Source organism: Flavobacterium sp. OHVDL-2026-0007 (assembly GCF_059882335.1).
Map to the genome: position 1 here is coordinate 1,158,634 of NZ_CM187612.1, position 20,842 is coordinate 1,179,475.

The 20,842-nt window shown below is 38.8% G+C and carries 15 protein-coding genes; 1 reads left to right on the forward strand and 14 read right to left on the reverse strand.

The window, feature by feature from the left end; all coding sequences use genetic code 11:
• Positions 1-12 precede the first annotated feature (12 nt).
• The 12 genes from AC51AA_RS04645 to AC51AA_RS04700 form a co-directional block, all read right to left on the reverse strand.
• Positions 13-210, reverse strand: a complete 198-nt coding sequence (locus AC51AA_RS04645; protein ID WP_500704561.1) for a hypothetical protein — start codon at positions 208-210, stop codon at positions 13-15.
• 11 nt (positions 211-221) lie between these two features.
• Entirely contained in the window at positions 222-1,874 is a 1,653-nt protein-coding gene (locus tag AC51AA_RS04650; RefSeq protein WP_500704562.1) for a sodium:solute symporter family protein, read from the reverse strand.
• A gap of 107 nt (positions 1,875-1,981) precedes the next feature.
• Complete coding sequence (locus tag AC51AA_RS04655; protein WP_500704563.1) at positions 1,982-2,440, reverse strand: beta/alpha barrel domain-containing protein; 459 nt, start codon at positions 2,438-2,440, stop codon at positions 1,982-1,984.
• A 32-nt stretch (positions 2,441-2,472) separates the two neighbouring features.
• Entirely contained in the window at positions 2,473-3,477 is a 1,005-nt protein-coding gene (locus tag AC51AA_RS04660; RefSeq protein ID WP_500704564.1) for a PfkB family carbohydrate kinase, read from the reverse strand.
• A 25-nt stretch (positions 3,478-3,502) separates the two neighbouring features.
• Positions 3,503-4,399 carry an SMP-30/gluconolactonase/LRE family protein gene (locus AC51AA_RS04665; RefSeq protein WP_500704565.1) on the reverse strand — a complete coding sequence of 299 codons (897 nt, stop codon included), beginning with the start codon at positions 4,397-4,399 and terminating at the stop codon, positions 3,503-3,505.
• Between the two features lie 6 nt (positions 4,400-4,405).
• Positions 4,406-5,194, reverse strand: coding sequence for an SDR family oxidoreductase (locus tag AC51AA_RS04670; RefSeq protein ID WP_500704566.1), 789 nt, complete (start codon positions 5,192-5,194; stop codon positions 4,406-4,408).
• A 93-nt stretch (positions 5,195-5,287) separates the two neighbouring features.
• Entirely contained in the window at positions 5,288-6,454 is a 1,167-nt protein-coding gene (locus AC51AA_RS04675; RefSeq protein ID WP_500704567.1) for a mandelate racemase/muconate lactonizing enzyme family protein, read from the reverse strand.
• Positions 6,455-6,553: 99 nt separating this feature from the next.
• On the reverse strand, positions 6,554-9,484 hold the full coding sequence (locus AC51AA_RS04680) for a glycoside hydrolase family 2 protein (RefSeq protein WP_500704568.1): 2,931 nt from the start codon (positions 9,482-9,484) through the stop codon (positions 6,554-6,556).
• A gap of 48 nt (positions 9,485-9,532) precedes the next feature.
• Positions 9,533-11,842: a glycosyl hydrolase family 95 catalytic domain-containing protein gene (locus tag AC51AA_RS04685; RefSeq protein ID WP_500704569.1), complete on the reverse strand. Its 2,310-nt coding sequence runs from the start codon at positions 11,840-11,842 to the stop codon at positions 9,533-9,535.
• Between the two features lie 75 nt (positions 11,843-11,917).
• Positions 11,918-13,366: an alpha-L-fucosidase gene (locus AC51AA_RS04690; protein ID WP_500704570.1), complete on the reverse strand. Its 1,449-nt coding sequence runs from the start codon at positions 13,364-13,366 to the stop codon at positions 11,918-11,920.
• Between the two features lie 4 nt (positions 13,367-13,370).
• A complete protein-coding gene (locus tag AC51AA_RS04695; protein WP_500704571.1) occupies positions 13,371-16,289 on the reverse strand; it encodes a glycoside hydrolase family 2 TIM barrel-domain containing protein in 2,919 nt (972 codons plus the stop codon).
• A 97-nt stretch (positions 16,290-16,386) separates the two neighbouring features.
• Positions 16,387-17,079, reverse strand: a complete 693-nt coding sequence (locus AC51AA_RS04700; RefSeq protein WP_500704572.1) for an RraA family protein — start codon at positions 17,077-17,079, stop codon at positions 16,387-16,389.
• Between the two features lie 265 nt (positions 17,080-17,344).
• Between AC51AA_RS04700 and AC51AA_RS04705 the strand changes: the two genes are divergently transcribed.
• On the forward strand, positions 17,345-18,223 hold the full coding sequence (locus AC51AA_RS04705; RefSeq protein WP_500704573.1) for an AraC family transcriptional regulator: 879 nt from the start codon (positions 17,345-17,347) through the stop codon (positions 18,221-18,223).
• 86 nt (positions 18,224-18,309) lie between these two features.
• Here AC51AA_RS04705 and AC51AA_RS04710 read toward each other — a convergent pair whose 3' ends face one another.
• Positions 18,310-19,209 carry an alkaline phosphatase family protein gene (locus AC51AA_RS04710; protein ID WP_500704574.1) on the reverse strand — a complete coding sequence of 300 codons (900 nt, stop codon included), beginning with the start codon at positions 19,207-19,209 and terminating at the stop codon, positions 18,310-18,312.
• A 106-nt stretch (positions 19,210-19,315) separates the two neighbouring features.
• Positions 19,316-20,812, reverse strand: a complete 1,497-nt coding sequence (locus tag AC51AA_RS04715; protein ID WP_500704575.1) for a RagB/SusD family nutrient uptake outer membrane protein — start codon at positions 20,810-20,812, stop codon at positions 19,316-19,318.
• Positions 20,813-20,842: the final 30 nt, after the last annotated feature.

A 20,842-nucleotide genomic window follows, 5' to 3' on the forward strand; every position in this document is an offset into this window, starting at 1 on the left:
CTACTTCCCCATCTACAAATCCTCTTCTTTATTTTTCTTCTTCAACAAAAACATAATCAGTCCGAAGGCAGTGAATAACAACCCACAATAGAAATTAACCTCTCTTTGGTATACCTGACTATTGAAAAGAGCGGCATACCCTATCAGTAACAAACCAATAATCAGGAAGAAAAGCCCGATCACAAAACGCAAATCAAATAATTTGTTCATAGTAAAAGCTTTTAGAAAAAGATGATATTAAACACTAGAGTAACCACTAACACTATTATCCCAAGCCAAAGTGGGTTTTTATACCAAATCTTATTGGAATCTTTTTGTTTTGGGGTAAGGCTATACACCAAACCAACCAATTCTTCTTCTGGTTTAGGTTGCGTTAGCAAACTAATCAATACAGTGACAAACAGACAAGCTAAAAATGAAATCCAAGCAATATTAAACGCTTGTCCTGTTCCAGAATAATACTCATGCAAATTGGCTATCCAACCTCCTTTACCTTCGGCTACAGTCAAACCATGGGTTAGCGCTGCGGTGCCAGTACCGGCCAGTAACCCCCAAAAAGCCCCATGACCTGTGGTACGTTTCCAAAACATCCCTAAAAAGAAGGTTGCGAAAAGTGGGGCATTGACAAAACTGAAAACCAGCTGCAACAAATCCATTATATTATTAAAACCACGAGCCACATAAGCCGTAGCAATTGAAATTAATATTCCGGCCACCGTAGCGGCTTTTCCGACATAGTAATAATGTTTCTCAGAACCGTCTTTCTTAATATGAGATTGGTAAATGTCAAAGGTCCACACCGTATTAAAAGCCGTAACGTTACCCGCCATTCCACTCATAAATGAGGCAATTAAGGCTGTAATTCCGACTCCCAATATCCCATTGGGATACAGTTTTTGCAACAATATAGGCAATACCATATTATAATTGGCATCCCCATTGGCAATTCTAGGAAGCTCAAAGCCCGTAAATTTATTTTGCAAGGCTAGGATAATGATCCCAGGAAGAATAACAATCATTGGCATCAATATTTTAGGAACTGCTGCAATGATCGGTGTTCTTTGTGCGTCGGTCAAATTTTTACTGATCATGGCTCGTTGTACTACTAAAAAATCGGTACACCAATAGCCAAAGGCCAACACAAATCCAAGACCAAATACCATACTAAAAGCGTCTACTCCCATCGGATTATGGCTTGGGCTATCTAAACCTTTCCATACGTGTAGTTTCATATCATCCACATTTTGAACAATGCCTTCCCAGCCCCCTACTTTATCAAGACCAATAAAAACCAAAGGAGCGATTCCCAATACAATCAAAAAGAATTGCAAAACTTCGTTATACACAGCACTTGTAAGTCCTCCTAAGAAAATATAAATAAACACTACAGTGGCCGCTACCCAAATGGAAAGATCAAAGTTCCATCCCAACATCACTTCCATCAACATGGCTAAAGCATAAAGAGAAACCCCCGATGAAAAAACGGTCATCACGGCAAAGGTGAGAGCATTGAAAGTTCTGGTCTTTTCGTCAAAGCGAAGTTTTAAATATTCCGGTACACTGCGCGCTTTACTCCCATAATAAAACGGCATCATGAAAACGCCCAAGAAAATCATAGCCAATGCAGCTCCCAACCAATAAAAATGGGCGGTGTACAATCCATACTTCGCACCATTTGCGGCCATACCCAACACTTCTTGTGCACCTAGGTTTGCAGAAATAAAAGCCAAACTGGTAATCCATAACGGAATATTACGGTTACTCATTAAAAAATCGTTTCCCGTTTTCACTTTGCGTTTGAGTACAAAACCAATCCCAATTACAAAAACAAAATAAATGCCAATAATGAGATAATCAATTAATTCTAATTTCATAGTAATCGTTCTTTGTATTATTTGTTTTTCTTGTTTATTTCCACTCTGTTCTTAGCTGCTGTATTCCCCGTGCTGAACCTAAATAACCTTTTTTACCAGCGCTGTCCTTACCCTATAGATGAAGCACCCTCCCATTGTTTGATGGGCAAAAATTGGACTAAGGACAAGTTCCAATTTTCCTGTAAAAAAACCTCCGACGGTATAGCACTAGCCGGAATCCACACTACATTTTCTTTTTTACAAACCTCTTGAATCTCCTCCAAGGCCACAGCTAAAATCAGAAAATCCGCTCCAGCATTGATAAAGAGCCTGGCTTGTAGGACATCTTTAATGGTTCCCACTCCAAGGAGCATCTCAGGCAGTTCAGCATCTCGGTATTGTTTTAATGCCATGAAAATTTCGAAAGAATTAGCATGCCGGTTGGTAAACTCAAATACCCTCATACCCTTTTCATAACAGCCACGCATTACATTTTTACACAGCAATAAATCCGTATGGGTAAAAAAGGGAATGAATTCTTCCTCTAAAATTCGATACTGGATTTCCGATGGTTCTAAAATGGCCATATGCTGATTTTATTTTATTATTAAAAAACAAATTAACGGATGATCCTACCGCTGCCTTTTTGTTTGATAATCATTTCAACTTCATCCCTTGAAACAACATTCATGTCCCCCACTACACTGTGTTTGATCACACCACAAGCTGTGGCATATTCTATTACTTCTTGCAGCGGCTGTTTTTGATGCAAGCCATAAATCAATCCTGCCATAAACGCATCCCCTGCACCAATACGTTCAGCGATATTATCTATAGTATACTCTGAGGAACAAACGATATCATTGTTGTGCCACAAATATCCTGTATAGCCATTAGAGGATGCACTCTTTTGGTTACGCATGGTCATGGCAATATATTTCAGATTGGGTAACTTTTCTTTCAATAAAGCACAACTACTTTCTACCAAATTATCCTTATCAGGATCAATATCGAAATACAATTTTGCTGAATCAACATCTGCTAAAACCACGTCGCAATACCTCAGCAATTTTGGCATTATTTCACTGCTGGATTTTCCATATTGCCATAAAGTACTTCGGTAATTAAAATCAGCTGAAATCATAAGACCATGTTGTTTGGCTTCTTTCAAAGCCGATAAACAAACGGCCGCCAAATTTTCGTTTAAGGCCGGCGTAATACCACTCCAGTGAAACCAATCCCCTGCTTTAAAAACGGTTTCCCAATCTACCTCTTCTTTTTTCAACCTACTGAAAGCCGAATAATCCCTATCATAGACTACCCTTCCGGGTCTGGCCCCAACACCACTCTCATAATAATAAAGTCCAACACGACTGTTTTCTTTTTCTAAAACTGTCGTGGCAACCCCATAACGATGAAGTTGAAAAATTCCTGATTGTGCAACGCTATTGGAAGGTAGAGCGGTTAAGTAACGCACCTTTTTCCCAAGTAAAGAAAGTGAAACAGCAATATTGGCTTCTGAACCCGCCCAATGCATCTCCAAATTTTCAGCCTGTACCATTTTTTTGTTCCCCGGTGGGGTTAACCTCAATAGGTATTCGCCGAATAATACGATTTCCTTCATCCTAAATTGCTTGTTTTTTCTATTACTATTGGAGTCTAAAATGAGACATGTCCATGCCTTTAATGCCGACATCGACTATAAATAAAGCCCCACTATCGGGATAACGTCGCAATTGCTCTTGATCAAGTCCGACTCGAGCCGTGGTAATCAACAATTGCTGCATGTCTTTCCCTCCAAATGCACAAGAGGCAACATTGGGAGCATCAAGGCTAACGATCCCTATTAACTCCCCGCTAAAAGGATTATACCTGTTAACACAACCACTACCCCACATAGCAACCCATAACATGCCTTGCTCATCGATAGTCATCCCATCTGGCGTACCATTAGCCTGGGTCACTTCAACAATAATTTGCTCATTAGAAATCGTACCTTTGATCAAATCAAAGTCATATTTTTTGATATTAAAATCGAAAGAATCGATATAATACATTGTTTTATTATCCTTGCTCCAACAAATACCATTAGAGACTTTTCGATTGGGTATTTTTTCTGTCCAACTTTCTCCATCAAAGCAATACAAAGCGCCTTGCTCTCCTTTTGCTTCTTTATGCATGGTTCCGATCCAAAGTCTGCCATAGGCATCACATTTACCATCATTAGACCGATTGTCGGGTTTATCACTTTCGAATTGAATCAGCTCTTTTATAGCACCCGTCTGAAAATCGAACGAGACTATACTACTTTCCAAGCCCAAAACTAGTTCAGTACCTTCAAGTGGCACAACAGTTCCTACTCGTTGATCAAGCTCCTTTTCTTCTACTAGTTTAGTAATGGGATCCACACATCCCACTTTCTTCCCTTCTATATCCACATATAAAAATTTATTCCAGCCGCTGTGCCAATGTGCCCCTTCTCCAAGGAGCATACTCGTTTTACACAGTGGTAAGGCTTTCCATTTTTGTATCCATCCATTCCTCATACTTTCCTATTGATCTTGCATTAAGGCACTACGTCCACCATCTAATAAATAAGTGACACCACTGGCAAAAGAAGCATACTCACTGGCCAAGAACACACACCATGCGCCCACCTCTTCTGGAGTACCTATCTTTTTTACAGGATGCAAATCAATTGTCCTTTGTCGTTCTTTTTCTGGATCGGCAAATCCATCAAACCATTTTTGATTGCCTGGGGTCTCAATAAAACCAGGAGCTATACCAATGGTTCTGATGCTGGGCCCCCATTCTATGGCCAAACTTCTTACTAATCCAGTTAGGGCAGTTTTGGTCACATTGTAGGGAAAGCACCCTGGAATGCTTGAGTAAGCATGATTGGATGTCATAATGATAATCACACCTTTATTTTTTTCCAACCAAGGTTTACATAATTGAGCCAATCTCCAATGTGCCGTGAGATTTAATTCATGGTTTCTAATCCATGCCTCTTCACTACAATTTTCAGCCCCTTCAAATACATTGGCGCCAGCATTAGTAATAAGAATATCTATTTTTCCAAATTTCTTAGTGGTTTGCTGAACCAAACTTTCCAAATCATCGGCTCGTGTCACATCGGCTTGGTGGTACAAAACCTCTTGTTGAAACTCCTGTACACCAGTAATAAATCTCTTTGCTTCTTCTGAAGTAGATCCTTGCAAGCCACAACCCGAAACATGGGCACCCGCTTTAGCAAAAACAACTGCTATAGCCGCACCAATTCCTGAGGTTACCCCTGTTATCAATACTACTTTATCCTTTAAATTTATTTCTAAAGCCATAATTACATTCTATAAATTGAGTATCACATTTCTCTATGAACAAATTGACCTAGAAAGGACTGATACGGTTAACAAAAGCATAAAATTATAACTTTAAACGTAAAACCCTGGCCTTGGAATTAAAACACCTGGATGTTTTTCCATTTCTTCTTCTACCAAATCGACTCCAAGACCCGGTCTATCACTCAACTGCAGATGTCCATTGTGGATCATATCTTTTATCGGATGCGTAATAACGGTATCTCTCCAAGGCACATCATTATACATGAATTCCTGACGGAAAAAATTAGGAATTGAAGCACATACGTGAGCAGAGGCTAAAGTGGATAAAGGTCCATTAGGGTTGTGTGGTGCTAGTAACACATTATAGGCCTCCATCATGGTTGCCATTCTTTTCATTTCTGATGGTCCTCCACAACGTGTGATATCGGGCATCATAATATCACAAATATTTTTTTCTAATACCGGACGAATGCCGTGTCTGGTATAATGTCTTTCTCCTACACAAATCGAAACATTGGACGGGATACGTTCACGCATAGCCCTTAAGGTGTCAGCGCTTTCAGGACCTGCTGGTTCTTCATACCAGGTAATATCTAATTCCGATAAACGCTGGGCCATTTTTACCGCCACACGATAATTCAACATGGCGTGAGTCTCGATCATAATATCAAAATCAGGACCTACCGCGTCGCGTACTGCCTTGCTCACATTAAAGGCCAAATCCTGTTGCTCTGCAGTCAGGTGCAAATTAGAAGATAAATCTTCCCCATATAAATAATTAGTATGCGCAAAAGGATCAAATTTTAAGCCCGTGAATCCTGCCTCTTTTACTTTTTTGGCTTGAAGGGCATAATCCTCAGCATTGTGTCCTCCACCGGTGAACCAATAATTGGCATACAATAAAATATCTTTTCTAAAAGCACCACCTAGTAATTCATAACAAGGAGTACCCAGTACTTTCCCTTTCAAATCAAGCAAGGCCATGTCAATTCCACTAATGGCACACATACTGGCTCCATAAGGTCCGATCCAATTAAGATCACGGTATAATTTTGTCCAGATAAAATCGGTTTTCATCGGATCAAGTCCAATGATTCTTTCCCCCACATGTTTAGCGGCATTATACACAATTGGACTTCCTGGCCAATTGGTTGCTTCACCCACACCAGTATGTCCAGTATCGGTATAAATTTTCAACATTGTCCAGTTGTATTTAACCCCTTCTACCAACCAAACTTTTACATCTGTAATTTTCATAATATTTATATTTTATTTATTAAAACAGGTAAATCGGCTGCTTAAAGAAAATCTCGACCCCCCGATTCTATTCCCATTAAACAGCCTCACTATACCTTTTTAATTATTTTGAATTAATTTTATAATAGCTGTCCCTTTAGCATTTTTGGACGTGTTTTTGGTTCCTGCAAAATTCCCCCAGCTCAAACTCCAATAATCCCATTTGTCCATAATCAACAATTCTTGCTGACCTGATTCCAATATGTTCATTTTTGTAGCTTGTAGCCCATTTGAAGATACTGCAATTTTTTTATTCCCAGCAATCAAATTCATAGTCAAAACATGCTCCTTGGTTCCTCTGTAGATTTCACTTCCTTTCATATCGGCTTTAACAGGATCAATCGTGCCTTTTAAATAATAATCAGACATTGCTTGGGCAACATCATAATTAGGTTGTTCGCGATACGTTTCTTTAACAGCAGAAAAACGTTTGGCTGTTCCTTCATTAGCCGATTGATGATCCCCTGGATAAGTACTCCAATACCCTTTACGTTTCCATTCTAAGGCATCAAAAGTATTGGCAACTGGTAAAGCCACTCCTACCTGCCAAGTGTATTCTGGAACATTATCTACTTCATAATCAATTTTTATAGTACCATCCGCTTGATAAGTAGTAGTCATTTTTACCGGATACTCATCGATCGTCCCACTAGAAGTAACCACAACACTACCTTTATCCTTGGTATTTATCGTTGCTGTACTTACCTTATAAACACCCGAGTAAACACCTTCACTTTCCTTAAATGCATCTGGCTGTTTAGGTTTATTTACAATCACTCTTGCACCCGCTGTTAGCAATTGCTCCCCTTTTTGTTCAGCCGTTAAAAGTTCACCTGTAACAGCATCCAGTTTTACCACTAGACCTTGACTTTCTAAGCTCATCACCTTGTCCGTCTTTTTTACATTCCACTTCAGTTTAGTAGCCTCTATTTTAGAAGTAATCTCTTTATTCCATGTTAGCTGTTCTTCATCTATCAGATTGTTTTGCGCATCATAAAATTGCAAAAGTATAGGCGTAGTGCGATCACTAATGGCTACTTTAATTACACCCTCTTCATGCGGTTGTAAAGCAGGCATTACTTGGTCAAAACTTTTTCCGTTCACTGTAATTTTTAACCTGATTAGATCTAAAGAAATATGATTAAAACGGTTTTTAACCGGGACATTTAAAAACGAATCCGCTGTCGTAGCATCAAATTTTGTTTTTAAAACGCGAATAGGCGAATAGGCTTTTTTTGTATTCCAAAACTCTGTTTTTTCTCTTCTCCAAACGTCTATAAATCCCCATGGTCCATAACCTGTTACCTTATCTTTTAAATGAAAAGTTTCATCAGTCATTCCCCAAATAGCGCCTCCTAAATTACCTGCAACATCAAAACGATTGGCCCACATAATATCTAAACTTTGTCCCCAAAAATCTTTTACATTTGGATCCGTTTTTAACAATGTTGTATTGTAACAAGCCACATGGGCCCATTCATCACTCAATAATGGTAGCTTTTCGTGCTCCATATTTTTGTATTTCAAACCAAAGTTTTCCTCGCCTGTACCCTCATAATCTGGATAATGGGCAACGGCTATATCAAAACATTGTTTGTCCAATTTAAAAGCAGTGGCTGGCCAAGACCAAGAAACTGGCCTTGAAAGATCAACCGATTTTACAAAGTCATACTCTTTTTGAAAATTGGTTCCATAACTGCTTTCATTTCCTATAGACCACATAATAACAGAAGCATGGTTCCTGTCATGATCTATCATCTCGCTTAACTGACCCAAATATCTAGAGGTAAAGGCTGGATCGTTTTGAGTTTCCCCTAGTTTTTTATACACTCCTTCTCTCCAATCATTCACAAAACAAATAGCCGTTTCTTCCTGCACATAAATACCGTATTTATCAGCAAATTCTAAGAAATCTTGTGAAGGTGGATAATGTGAGGTACGAATAAAATTCAAATTAGCTTTTCTGGCCATGGCCACATCCAAACTATCATAATGACGGTTGGTACTTCTTCCCAATAAAGGATGCATATCATGTCGACATCCTCCACGCAGTTTGATCGGCTGTCCGTTTACCAACACTCTTTTTCCATCGACTACCACCTTTCTAAAACCAATTTTCTGCTCTATTTTTTCTTCACTTTTTCCAGCGTTAATTAATTCCGCTTTCAGTGTATACAAATAAGGTTGCTCCTGATTCCATAATATAGGATTAGCCACCTTTACCGAAAATTTTCCTTCGCCATTACTACCCAAATCAAAAGATTGTGTCTGCTCTAAAATCACTTTACCTTTGGCGTCATACAATTGAAATTTAATTTTACTATTCCCTTTGGCTTTGCTTTTGGCTACATTTAAAGAAAGTGTCGCTTGTTTAAAATCAGTGCTAAAATCAGTTTGGATATAAAATCTATTGATATAATCAGTAGGAACCACCAATAATTGCACTTCTCTTAAGATACCACCAATAGGATGAAAGGCATAACCTGATGCATAGGAGATATCGTCCGCTCTGTCGGTTACCCCAACATGAACCACTGCAGTTTTTCCAGGCTCAACAAAGGCACTAATATCAGCATCCCAAGCGGTAAACCCTCCGAAATGTTCCCTTACAAAATGGCCATTTACAAAAACTCTTGCGTAACTGTAGACTCCGTTAAAACGGATCATTGTCGTCTTGTTTTTGGCCGTTGCAGGTACTGCAACTGTGGTTCTATAAAAGAACTCCTTGTCATTTTCTACTTTAAAACCTTGCATCGCGGGCTCACCAGGTACTAGAATCTTTTTCCAACTTCCCGTATTGTCTTTCCAAACTTCCGCACTTGGACTCATGTTGATTTCCCAAGTACCGTTTAAACTCGTCTTCGCCTTTACAACATCACTGGTCTGCGATGGAATCACGGCCAAAGCTTTCCTTCCTTCGGCAATAAATTGTTGTGCATTCATGAGCTGTGTCGTGACTGCAAAAATTAAAATTGTAAAAATATTTTTCATCCGTTTATTTAATTGTAATTAATATTTTAAATTATGGTCTATCTACTTTTATTCGTATCCGTTTTTCAGCACAATCCACCCGCCTTTTTTAAATTTCAATTCGATAAAGCCATCCGCAACTTGTTTGGCTTCTGCCTGATATTTAGAATGGACGAACCACGTTTTAAAAGGCATTTTTAATTTGGTTATTCCTCCTTGTTCGGCCACAATTTTCACTTCATCAACCAAACCTTCTTTTTTTGCAGCACTAACCAGAAAAGCGCCTTCTGCACGGAGTTTATCAAAAGTAATATCTTTCCATGCAGCAGGAACGGCAGGCATCACTTCTATAAAACCTGCATAACTTTGCAATAACATTTCTTGTATACCAGCGGCAAAAGCAAAATTGCCTTCAAGGGTAAAAGGACGGTATTGAAATTTTGAATATCCTGATTTGGTCTGATCTCCATTTACATGAAAACTATTTTTAAGACAAAAAGCCTTGGCAAAAATTTCTAAATCTTTAGCCGCACCTTCTCCATCTTTAGCTCTTGCTTTTATGTTACCCAACCAAGAATACGAATAGCCACACCAGTAATCAGGTCCAATCTTATCTAACAAGCTAATCGTATTTTTCATAACAGATTGGGCTTTTTCACCATCTTCCCACTTAATCAGACTTAATGGATGTATCGCTACCAAATGAGAAAAATGCCGATGAGATTCCTTATAAGGTAATGTTGGCGCAAACATCATTTCATTATTTACCGTCAGGGCATAATCCGGAAATTCTTTTACTATTTGTCTCCAATGAATTGCTTCCTGTTTTAGTCCCAGCTCATCAGCCAATTCTGCTGCTGCTTTGAAAGTAAAAATCATCAGCCCTAAATCATAATTGGTATTCTGATTAAACCAAGCAGAGATATCATTGTCATTGATCTCTGGGCTAGAACTAATGGGTAATTTGCGAAAGCCTTTCTCATCTTTTACCGTGATCCCTTCCAAATTCTTTGCAACATCCTTAATCCATGGGTATGCTTTTTCCTTTAAGAATTTACGATCCATGCTATAACGCCATTGCAAATAGTAATGATGCCCTAACCATGCGGATACTGTAGGAGAAAATGAATATTGAATCCAACCTCCCATTTCGGTTCCGTCTAAAGTTGTTACACCTGGTACAGCCAAACCGTCTGTTCCGAAAAACATTTTTGTATAGCGTTTATAATTGGCTTTGTTTTCTTCCAAATGATCAATATAGCCCATCGCTTCTTCCATATGGTTACCACTATAAGAGGGCCAATAACTCAACTGTGTGTTGAGATCATGGTGATAATCCCCTTTCCATGGTGGTAAACGTCCATTATCGGCTGTCCAAACAGCCTGCAAAGAAATAGGCGGGGCACCTCTTCGGGCTGCTGACCCAAACTTATATTGCTCCAAATACCATTGCTTTTCCAATAAGCTGTCCGGTAGCTCAATTGCGGACTGATTCCAAAACTTCGTCCACCAGGACATATGACTACTCCAATCCCTTTGGTAACCACGACGCATTGTTTCTTTGACAACACTAGGGGCAATTGGATTTAATTTTTTCTTTGGATATTGAGAAGAAATACTCCATACACCTTCTAGAGTCGAACTATTTATTTTTTTCCAGCTTACACTTATCTGATACGTAAATCCTCCCCAACCTTTTTGCTCATAAGTAATGGTATTTCCTTGCTCGGTAACTTTTCCCTGCTCATACCCTAACCGTGCTAAGTCATCACCACCCACTGGATCACCAGACACCTTTACTTCACCTTGATATCTGGGCGCAATTAAATGAGGAACAAACTCCTTTTTAAGATTCTCAAAACGAAACCATCCAACGGGTTCTGTAGCATGTACAAAGGTTTTCAAAATTGTTCCATTCTCCCATTTCACTTCGCATAAAGCCTTTTTAAGAGAAAGATTTACAGAGGATACTGCTCCCCAATTTTGAACATCAAATTCCAAAGAACCTCCTGGTATTTTACTCGGGGCAGGTTCATTGTCATAAGGCGCATCAAAATATTCCTGTACAATACCATACTCTTTCTTTTTTACCTGTTGCTCCACCCACTTATAGCTAAACTCCTTACGGTGTATGCCTTTCATCGGTCGCATATCCCATAGATCTGCACGATCCAATGACATACGCAAATTATTGCCCTTTTGCCAGACTAAGGCTCCCACCATTCCATTTCCTAGAGGAATGCCTTCATCCCAAGTTGTTGAAAGACTCGTAAAATGCAGATCATGCCCGTTGACAGGTTGTGCTTTGGTCATCAATTGCTGCGCATCTACCACAGCAACCATACACGCAAAAATTAGAAATACGAAACTCTTTTTCATCTGTTTTTAAAATTGTAATTGATAGCTTGAATTTTAACTTAATCTATATAGCTGATACTCTTTTATTTTAAAAAATTAGTTCCCTACCCCAATCTCGCTGATATAGGCTTCCTCTATAGCTTCCACTATTTCAAGCTTGACATATCTTGCCTTTACAGGAGCAAAGTCAGCGATCTTCAAATCAGCATTTTTTTGCCAATTGCCTTCTTTACTTATAATGAAGGTATTTTCTGCTTGGGCGGTAGAGACAATATATTTTGTAATAACACCTCTATAGCCTGTTAGCTGCGCAGGTAGGTAATAGAACTTGCTAATCATTTTTTCTTCTCCTAAATCCAATATTACAAAACGAGGTTTTGCGGGAGCAAATTTCCAATAGGTTTGAAATGGAGCAAAACCACCTCTGTCACCCACTAGATCACTGATCCCATCGATCATCACATTGGCCTTTTTCTCATTAAGCAAAGTCGCTACCGGAGAACCATCATCAGCAGGTCCTTCTGGCAGTACTACTGCCTGGCCATTGGATGAGGATAGGCCTACGGCTTGAATATAATTCTTTATAGAAGCGGGTTGCTTTGGAAGCGCTAACCTTTTACTATCAGGTTTCCAGCTCATGCCGATTTGTTTTAAACGTTCTACGACTTCCTTGTCAAAAAGTCCATCGCGATTAGGTCCAATATTAAGCATAAAGTTACAGTACAATGGCACTACTCTTTGTAACTTGTCTAAAGCGTAATCCAAACTTTTTACTTCCTTAGGCGAAGTAGGATGCCAAAACCATCCGTTACTAATGGTCAACGCCATTTGAGAAGGAAAAATATTATTACCTGGAGGATACACTCCTTTTGGTCCTTCGTAATAAATAATATCCGTTTGCAAATTGCTATTACCGTTATGCTCAGAAACAAGACAATTGGGTTGCAATTTTTTTATATGATCATAAATGCGTTGGTAGGAAATTAAACGATGACCCATCTTCCAGTTCCAACCATCAAAAATAATCATCGGTATTTCTCCATAATTAGTCAGTAATTCAGTCAGTTGGTTCATCACAAACTCTTCTTCTTTCGGTCCTCCGTTTTCAACACCATTGTGACGGTCCCAAATAGAGAAATACAAGCAAGGTTTTAAACCACGGCTGCGAAAAGCTTTTACATATTCAGCCACCACATCCCTTTTTACAGCACTGTTGGCAACATCGTAATCCGTGTATTTACTATCCCAAAGACTAAAACCATCGTGATGTTTCACTGTTAGAATACCATAGGTCATTCCTGCTGCTTTGCAAGCCTCGGCCCATTGATTACAATCTAGTTTTACAGGATTAAATATTTTAGGATCATGATTGGGACTTGCCCATTCTTCATCGGTATAGGTACCCATGTTGAAATGCATCATTACACCAAAACGAAAATCTGTAAAGGCAGCTTGAAGTGTATAAAGGTCCTTCTGCTTGTTGGTTTGTGCATTAGCGAACAGTACAGTTGCACAGACAAAAACGCTTGATATAATTTTTTTCATCGGTTTACTTAATGCTAAGTGTCAATTTTCCTTTTAGCGTTTTTCCTTTTGTTTTTATACGGCCATCTGTAAAAGGTGAACCGTAGAAAGGCTCAGAACCTCCATTGCTATAATCGGTAATCAACCATTGTATATGCTCATCTTGTAACCAACTTCTAGAAGCCTGGGTACCATCAGACGATACTTTAGTACTGTTTCCTGTTTTATCCTGCAATACTGCCGATTTAATTGCTCTTTTTGTCGAACGGAAATCATTGCTTCCTAAATCATTCGCATCATCTTTCCAATCACCCGTTGGAACCACTCTTGACTCCTCAACACCATTTACATGTTTGGCATTTAGCAGTGCTGTTCCATCGTTTCTAGCGATGTCATTTTCGGGATATACAGTGAATTCTCCTTTTCGTTTCCAGCTTAACTGCTCGAATTGTTTTGGCAATTGCATTAACAATCCGTACTGATAAGGACTTACATCGTAATCACCACATTCTACTTCATACTCCGTTACCAATTTCCCATCGTTTGTAAATAAATAGGATTGTTTTCCTTTGACATCGATATAGGTTGTGTTCATGCTTACTTGAACACCTTGAGCTGTTTGCGAGCATAGTATATCTTTGGCAAACAAAGTATAAAGCGGATAATTTTTTACCGGATAAATATTGTTTTGATAGGTCTCTCCAGCCACATTGGGTTTTCCTCCATCTTCACGATTCATAGGTACCATGCAAAATACTGGCCCCTGCGTTAATACCACCTGGTTATTCTTTGTTGCACTGCTAATGATTCCCGTTATCTTATTGATTAAGTAGGTCACATTACCCTGTTTTACGGTTATGGCCGCTTCATTTTCAGAAAAAGACACCGCTACTTTATCCTCTGCTTGCTCCACTATCGTTTTATTTTCATATTTCTCCTGCTCGGCCACGAAGCCACGTGGATCGGTAAACGAAACATCTAATTCCGTAAGATCTTTAGGGGTTGGAATTCTTAAAATTCCTTTAGTTCGAGCGGCTATAGTTGACGAAATAGATTTCGAAATTCCGTTGATTTTTACTTCGATCTTCACCTCTTTTAGCGAAGTAAAATCGTAACGATTCTCTAGAGTCAATTCCACATATCCTTTAGGTAATGTTGCCCAATTTACCTGAGTAACACGAACGGGAGAATAGGCTTTTTTAACGCCATAATATTCTGGTTTTGGTCTTCTCCAAGCATCCAGAGGCCCCCAAGGACCATAACCTACAATTCTTCCGTCTGGCATGTGAAAGATATCATCGATACCACTCCATATAGCCCCTCCTAAATTGCCTTTATGGTTATAAATAGCATCATAAAATTGTACAAGCGGCTCATTGTAAGCACTACGAACACCAGGATCAGACAATAATTCTCTACGGTTATAGGTCGTTAAATGCGCATACTCTCCAAACAAGGTAGGACGTGACATGGTATCGGTTGCTGTTGGCCCATTGATACCTGGATAATGGTAATTGGCAATATCCGCTTTACTTCCTGCATTATTAAAACCTCCCCAACATTGATCGTGAAAACTCGTTGGTCTTGATGGATCCATTTGTTTTACTACTGCATTTACTTTTTCCCAAAGCGGGCTCCATTTGGATTCGTTCCCCAACGACCACATGATGATCGAAGGATGATTACGTCCTGCCAAAACATTATCCATATTAGCCCCTACCATAAAAGGTAGAAATTTCTCATCGGTATAGTTCCATAATCTCCAAATTGGTGATGCTCCGTGCTCAATCCAAGTCAATGAAGCTTCACTTTCTACAAATAATCCCAACTCATCACAAGCATTCAAAAACTCTTCTGACGGCGGATAATGTGAAGTACGGATATAATTACAGTTTGCTGCTCTGAATAACTCAGCATCTTTTCTATCCAATTCAGGTGAAATACTTCTCCCTGTCAAAGGATGAACAGAGTGTCTGTTAACCCCATGTAATTTAATCGGTTGTCCATTTACCAAGACCTGATTTCCTTTAACCACAATTTGACGGAAGCCCACTTTTTGTTCATTGGTTTGCTGTTTGATTCCGTTGACCACTAAAGCGGTTTGAAGGGTGTACAAATAAGGATGTTCCGGATTCCACTGCTTTGGTGCTTGGATTGTCCAAGTCGTTTTTACATCAGTACTTCCCATACTAGTGATCCCTGAAGCCACTGCTGATGATTTTTTGGCCACGGTTTTTCCATTGGCATCCAAAAGTGTAAACTCCAATTGAGCATTGGCCGCAATTGGTGAATTATTTAAAATACTGTTACCAATAACCAAGGTGGCATTTCGGTATTCCTTATCAAAGACTGTCTCAATTGTAGGTGAAATAACATGTACTGGAGCTACAGCAAACAATGTCGCTTTTCTTAACAATCCTCCAACGGTATGGCAAGCATACTGTGAAGTACAAGCCAAACGATCACTAATGGTCAAGGCCTGAACTTCCACCTCAAGTACATCGTTTTTATAGTTCAAAGCCGCACTAAGATCTACTTCAAAAGGAACAAAACTGCCTTCATGTTCGCCTAGTTTTTTACCATTTAGTTTTACTAAAGCGTGTGAACTCACACCATCAAAACGAATCTTAATCTGCTTTCCTTTCCAATCGGCAGGAATAGCTAGTCGCTTGGTGTACACTGCAGTCTGCCCTTCATTTACCGTATAACCTTGCATTTCCCATTCTCCTGGAACTTGGATGCTTTTTCCCTTTAGCGGCTGTTCTTTTATACTGAAGTCCCAACTACCATTTAAAGAAATTTGTGAGGAACTAACTCCGCTAAGAGTCGAGGCCAATGGAGTCATTACTGGTACCTCAAAGCCCAATATTTTTTTTGCTTGTGCCGCTGCTTGATTAAAACAAACGAAACAACTTAAAACAATTACACTTATAATTTTTTTCACTTTACTAACAATTTAAGTTTTTTTACGGTCCCGAAAGACAATATGTATTACTCTATATCAACACATTACAAAGAATAAAAGCACTATTGGGTTGCTCTTACATAATACCGTAAGTATGGAATGCCTCAACGGTGCTCATCCCTTCTTGTATTTTTTTCTGAACCATCTTCTCTCCCCTAGCCTTTTCTATAGCCAAACGAAACACTTCTTGCTCAGCTTCTTTGGGTACTACACAAACACCATCAATGTCCCCTAGTATAATGTCCCCTGGATTAATACGTACCCCTTTCATTTCAATAGGTACTCTAAAATCAATTACCTTTCCACGAGGGGCCTGATCTTGGGCATAACGTCCATAAGAAAAGGAAGGGAAATTCAATTCCAAAATTCCTTTAGTATCTCTTGAATAGCCATCTACAACAGCGCCAGCTGCTCCCAGTATCTGTGCCCTGGTAGCCATCAGTTCTCCCCATAAAGCATAAGATGGGGAAGAGCCCGTACATACATATACTTCATTTTTTTTCAAATCATCCAAAGCTTCCAACATCAACCCAAAAGGTCTGTTTAAAACAGGATTATGACTACTCGAGTCCGAAACTACGTCGGCTTCCAACACAGTCATAGCACGGCCAACAACGAACATATCGTCACGTAAAGGCTGTATTTGAGGTGGAAGAAATTGATTTAGTAATCCCATTTTGTCCATAATATCCCCTACAACGGCAGTGTAAAGTTCCTTACGTACTATATCAAAAAGTTCATCATCATTCTTCCAAAATGCAGTTTCCATATCTCTATTTTTTTTATTTTTTTTCTAAATCGATTTATTAACTCTCTCTTTGAAACATAAAAGCTAACATCATTAGCCCTTTTTTTTCATCTCTACAGCGGTATTCACTACTACTAAGAAACAAATTCAAAAATACAACAGACCTTCTGTTGGTAGCTACGTCCAGTTAACTAATACTTAAACTATTTTAATCATTTTTTATTAAAAATATTAAAATAATGTTTAATATTGCTTAAGTTAAAATTCCATCAAGACTACTTTTATTATGAAAGCGATACTCATCGAACTAGCGCCTCAGCATTCTTCTTTAATTGCGATCAAGCAGGTTAAAGAAGATGATTTTAATGCTACTTTTCATTTTCATGATTTTTGTGAACTCAGTTTTGTCAAAAAAAGTAGTGGAAAAAGACTCGTGGGCGATAGCATTACCAACTTCTATGATGGTGATGTGGTACTTATGAGTCCAAACCTTCCCCATATGTGGTATGGGGATACCAATCCTCTTCTTAAAACAAACAAATCTGTTGAAGCTATCGTTTCGCATTTCCCGCTTGACTTTATAGAAAAATTGTGCAATCACGATAAGGATTTGTCCAAAAAACAACATCTTTTTGAAAAGGCTAAAAGAGGAATTTGTTTCACTGGTAAAACCAAAAGCAAGATAAGTAAACACTTAGAAAAAATGCTTGACTTAGAAGGTCTACCACAAATGATTGAGTTTCTTAAAGTAATCAATATTATGCTCAATACTGATGAGTATGAACTGCTTGCCGGTATTAGTTACAGTCATACCTATAATGAAAAGGATACCCAGAGAATGAATCAGGTTTACAAATACATTATGATGAATTTCACCAAACCCATTTCTTTGGACACCATCGCCGCTATTGCTAACATGACGCCTCCAGCTTTTTGCAGTTTTTTCAAAAAAAGAACCCAAAAATCCTTCACTCAATTCTTGAACGATCTAAGAATTGGACATGCCTGCAAACTTTTACAAAATGAAAGACTCTCGGTTTCCGATATTTGTTTTGAAAGTGGCTATCAAAATTTCGTCAGTTTCAATAAAAATTTCAAAGAAATAATGGGTCAAACTCCAAGTACTTACAGAAAAGAACATTTGCTTTCATTTAGCCATTATTAAGTCAAAGTCCTTTGAGTTGTCTCTTTTGATAATCCCATTCTTATTCCTTATGAAAAAAGCATTTTTATAACATAGACCATTACTTATTATTTGAATATTTCTTTTGGTGCCACACCTGTCCATGATTTTGGAAGCTCTTTTAAACCAAATATTCTAGAAATCACCAGAGCCGTATTTTTGTTACTGTTGTAAAAAGCATTTGTTACACCTAGATTTTTAATCTTTGGCCCCGTGATTGCCCAAGGTACTTGCATCTCATTCATACTTACCCCACCATGACCATATTCGATCCCTCCATGATCGGTTATCAACAAAAAGTAGGTGTCCTCAAAAAGATTTTCTTTCTTTAACTGCTCAACAAAGCCACCAATGGCTTTATCTGCTTGTTCAATTGCAGAAATATAGGGATCCGACATCCACTTATGCGCATGCCCAGCATGATCTGTATGTACACTATATAAAAATACTAAGGTTGGCTCTTGTTGATTTTTAACGATAAAATCAAGGGCCTTTTGGTAATTATTACTGTAGCCGTCATTTTCTTCAAATGCCACTTCATCCAAATATTTTTTGTTCATTGGATTGATCAACTCTGCCCAATTATAATAAAATGCCGTTTTGGCTTTTGGTTTTGCCGTTTTGAGTACTTTGAATATAGACGGGGAATAGCCCTCTTGATCTATCTCAATGGCTTTAAGAGGATGCGCTTCTAATGTCCAATTATTGGCGGTGATGCCGTGCTCTTCTGGTCCAGATCCCGTTAAGTGGCTGGTCCAATTAGGCAAGGTGACCGATGGCATCACCGGGCGGGTCGTTACCGAAATTACTCCCCTTGCAAATAATTGGTCAAGATTGGGATGCTTAATTTTATGGAAGCCTTCTGCACTAAATCCATCAAGTCCTAAAATGACTACTCTTTGTGCAGTCATATTCTGAGCAAGACCAAAAAGAAGCAAAATAGCGCAATACACTTTAATTTTTTTCATGATTATATTGATTAATTATTAGATTAAAAACCACCTCTCGACAACTGTCTCAAGGTGGTTAATTCCATTTATTTAGTATAAACTAATTCAAAAAAGCAGGTTAACACTAATTGCCGTATCCTGGATTTTGAACCAATTGATTTCCTTTGATATCAAATTCACGCCCCGGAATAGGCCATAAATAATCTTTGCTGGCAAAAACTCTAACTCCTCCTGCATCTACAAGTCCATTTAAAATTCCTTCAGCCGTTTTCCAGCGTCTGATATCGGTATATCTAGTGCCTTCTAATACAAGCTCAATTCTACGTTCATGTCTAATCACCTGACGCATTTGCTCTTTAGACAGCCCTGTAGCAATAGCCGGCATGTTTACAGATGCTCTAGCTCTGATTGCATTAATGGCATCATATACTGATTGATCGGGTCCAGATAGTTCATTTTTGGCTTCAGCATAGGTCAAGAGTATTTCGGCATATCTGAAGATGATAGCATTAATCCCTCCTCCAACGGCATCAGAAGGTGGATCAAACTCACCTGTTTCATCATAGACGGTATATTTTTTGAACATAAATCCACCAAATTCACCCGTATGATTCACAATCCCATTGATGGTAGCCCCAGGAACAGAAATAGTTTGTTTTAACCTTGGGTCTCTATTGTCGTAGGGTTTAGTGGAATCATACAAAGGAGATACCGCCTTAGATTTACCGTCAATCATTTCATAGTCATCCACCAAATTCTGCATTGGAACTATAGAAGACCAGCCTCCGATGGTATAACTGGCCAAATAAAGTCCGAAAAAGTTCCCTTGCTCTGGAGATTTGAATTGTACGTCAAAAATCACTTCTTTATTATTTTCATTGGCTTCACGGAATAATTCTCTATAATTAGGAAACAGCGAATAGCCCATAGTCATCACTTCTTGCGCTACGGTCGCTGCCTCAGCCCAACGCTCATTATACAGCAAAACTCTGGCTTTTAAAGCTAAGGTAGCGCCTTTGGTTGCCTTACCCACTTCTGACTGAGTAGTAGGCAATAATGCGGCAGCCTCATCCAAATCAGTAATAATTTGCTTGATCACATTTTCCTTAGTATCTCTAGGTAATTGACCATCTTCTAATTTTGGACTTCCTAAAACAATAGGCACTCCTCCATAGAATTCTGTTAATCTGAAATAGAAATAAGCTCTTAAAAACAAGGATTCTCCTCTAACTGATTTTTTAAAAGCATCATTAAGGCCAGGTACTTTTTCGTAATTATCCAAAACTACATTAGCTCTACCGATACCACTATAACAATCCCTCCACATCCAATCAATAGCACCGCCACTTCTTGGATTGTGCGTTCCATCTGCAATGGCTTTATAACCTTCCCATGGATAGTTACCATAGGCATTATCAGACAGTACATCATAATAAATATAGTTTCCTTCTATGCCTGCCAATGTGCTGTATTCCCCATTTACTGCTAAACGAACATCCGCTTCTGTCTTCCAAAAGGTCTCCGAAGAAATCTGCGTACTGGAAGCCACGTCTAAAACGTCATTAGTGCAGGAGCTCAGGACCAAAAATGTCCCCATGATTAATTTTACATATGTTCTCATATTGTATTTTTTTAATTTTTTCTGTTGCGG

Bases quoted from the DNA above. Each gene is read 5' to 3' on its own strand.
- AC51AA_RS04645 (WP_500704561.1), bottom strand. From the start codon at position 210: ATGAACAAATTATTTGATTTGCGTTTTGTGATCGGGCTTTTCTTCCTG.
- AC51AA_RS04650 (WP_500704562.1), bottom strand. From the start codon at position 1,874: ATGAAATTAGAATTAATTGATTATCTCATTATTGGCATTTATTTTGTT.
- AC51AA_RS04655 (WP_500704563.1), bottom strand. From the start codon at position 2,440: ATGGCCATTTTAGAACCATCGGAAATCCAGTATCGAATTTTAGAGGAA.
- AC51AA_RS04660 (WP_500704564.1), bottom strand. From the start codon at position 3,477: ATGAAGGAAATCGTATTATTCGGCGAATACCTATTGAGGTTAACCCCA.
- AC51AA_RS04665 (WP_500704565.1), bottom strand. From the start codon at position 4,399: ATGAGGAATGGATGGATACAAAAATGGAAAGCCTTACCACTGTGTAAA.
- AC51AA_RS04670 (WP_500704566.1), bottom strand. From the start codon at position 5,194: ATGGCTTTAGAAATAAATTTAAAGGATAAAGTAGTATTGATAACAGGG.
- AC51AA_RS04675 (WP_500704567.1), bottom strand. From the start codon at position 6,454: ATGAAAATTACAGATGTAAAAGTTTGGTTGGTAGAAGGGGTTAAATAC.
- AC51AA_RS04680 (WP_500704568.1), bottom strand. From the start codon at position 9,484: ATGAAAAATATTTTTACAATTTTAATTTTTGCAGTCACGACACAGCTC.
- AC51AA_RS04685 (WP_500704569.1), bottom strand. From the start codon at position 11,842: ATGAAAAAGAGTTTCGTATTTCTAATTTTTGCGTGTATGGTTGCTGTG.
- AC51AA_RS04690 (WP_500704570.1), bottom strand. From the start codon at position 13,366: ATGAAAAAAATTATATCAAGCGTTTTTGTCTGTGCAACTGTACTGTTC.
- AC51AA_RS04700 (WP_500704572.1), bottom strand. From the start codon at position 17,079: ATGGAAACTGCATTTTGGAAGAATGATGATGAACTTTTTGATATAGTA.
- AC51AA_RS04705 (WP_500704573.1), top strand. From the start codon at position 17,345: ATGAAAGCGATACTCATCGAACTAGCGCCTCAGCATTCTTCTTTAATT.
- AC51AA_RS04710 (WP_500704574.1), bottom strand. From the start codon at position 19,209: ATGAAAAAAATTAAAGTGTATTGCGCTATTTTGCTTCTTTTTGGTCTT.
- AC51AA_RS04715 (WP_500704575.1), bottom strand. From the start codon at position 20,812: ATGAGAACATATGTAAAATTAATCATGGGGACATTTTTGGTCCTGAGC.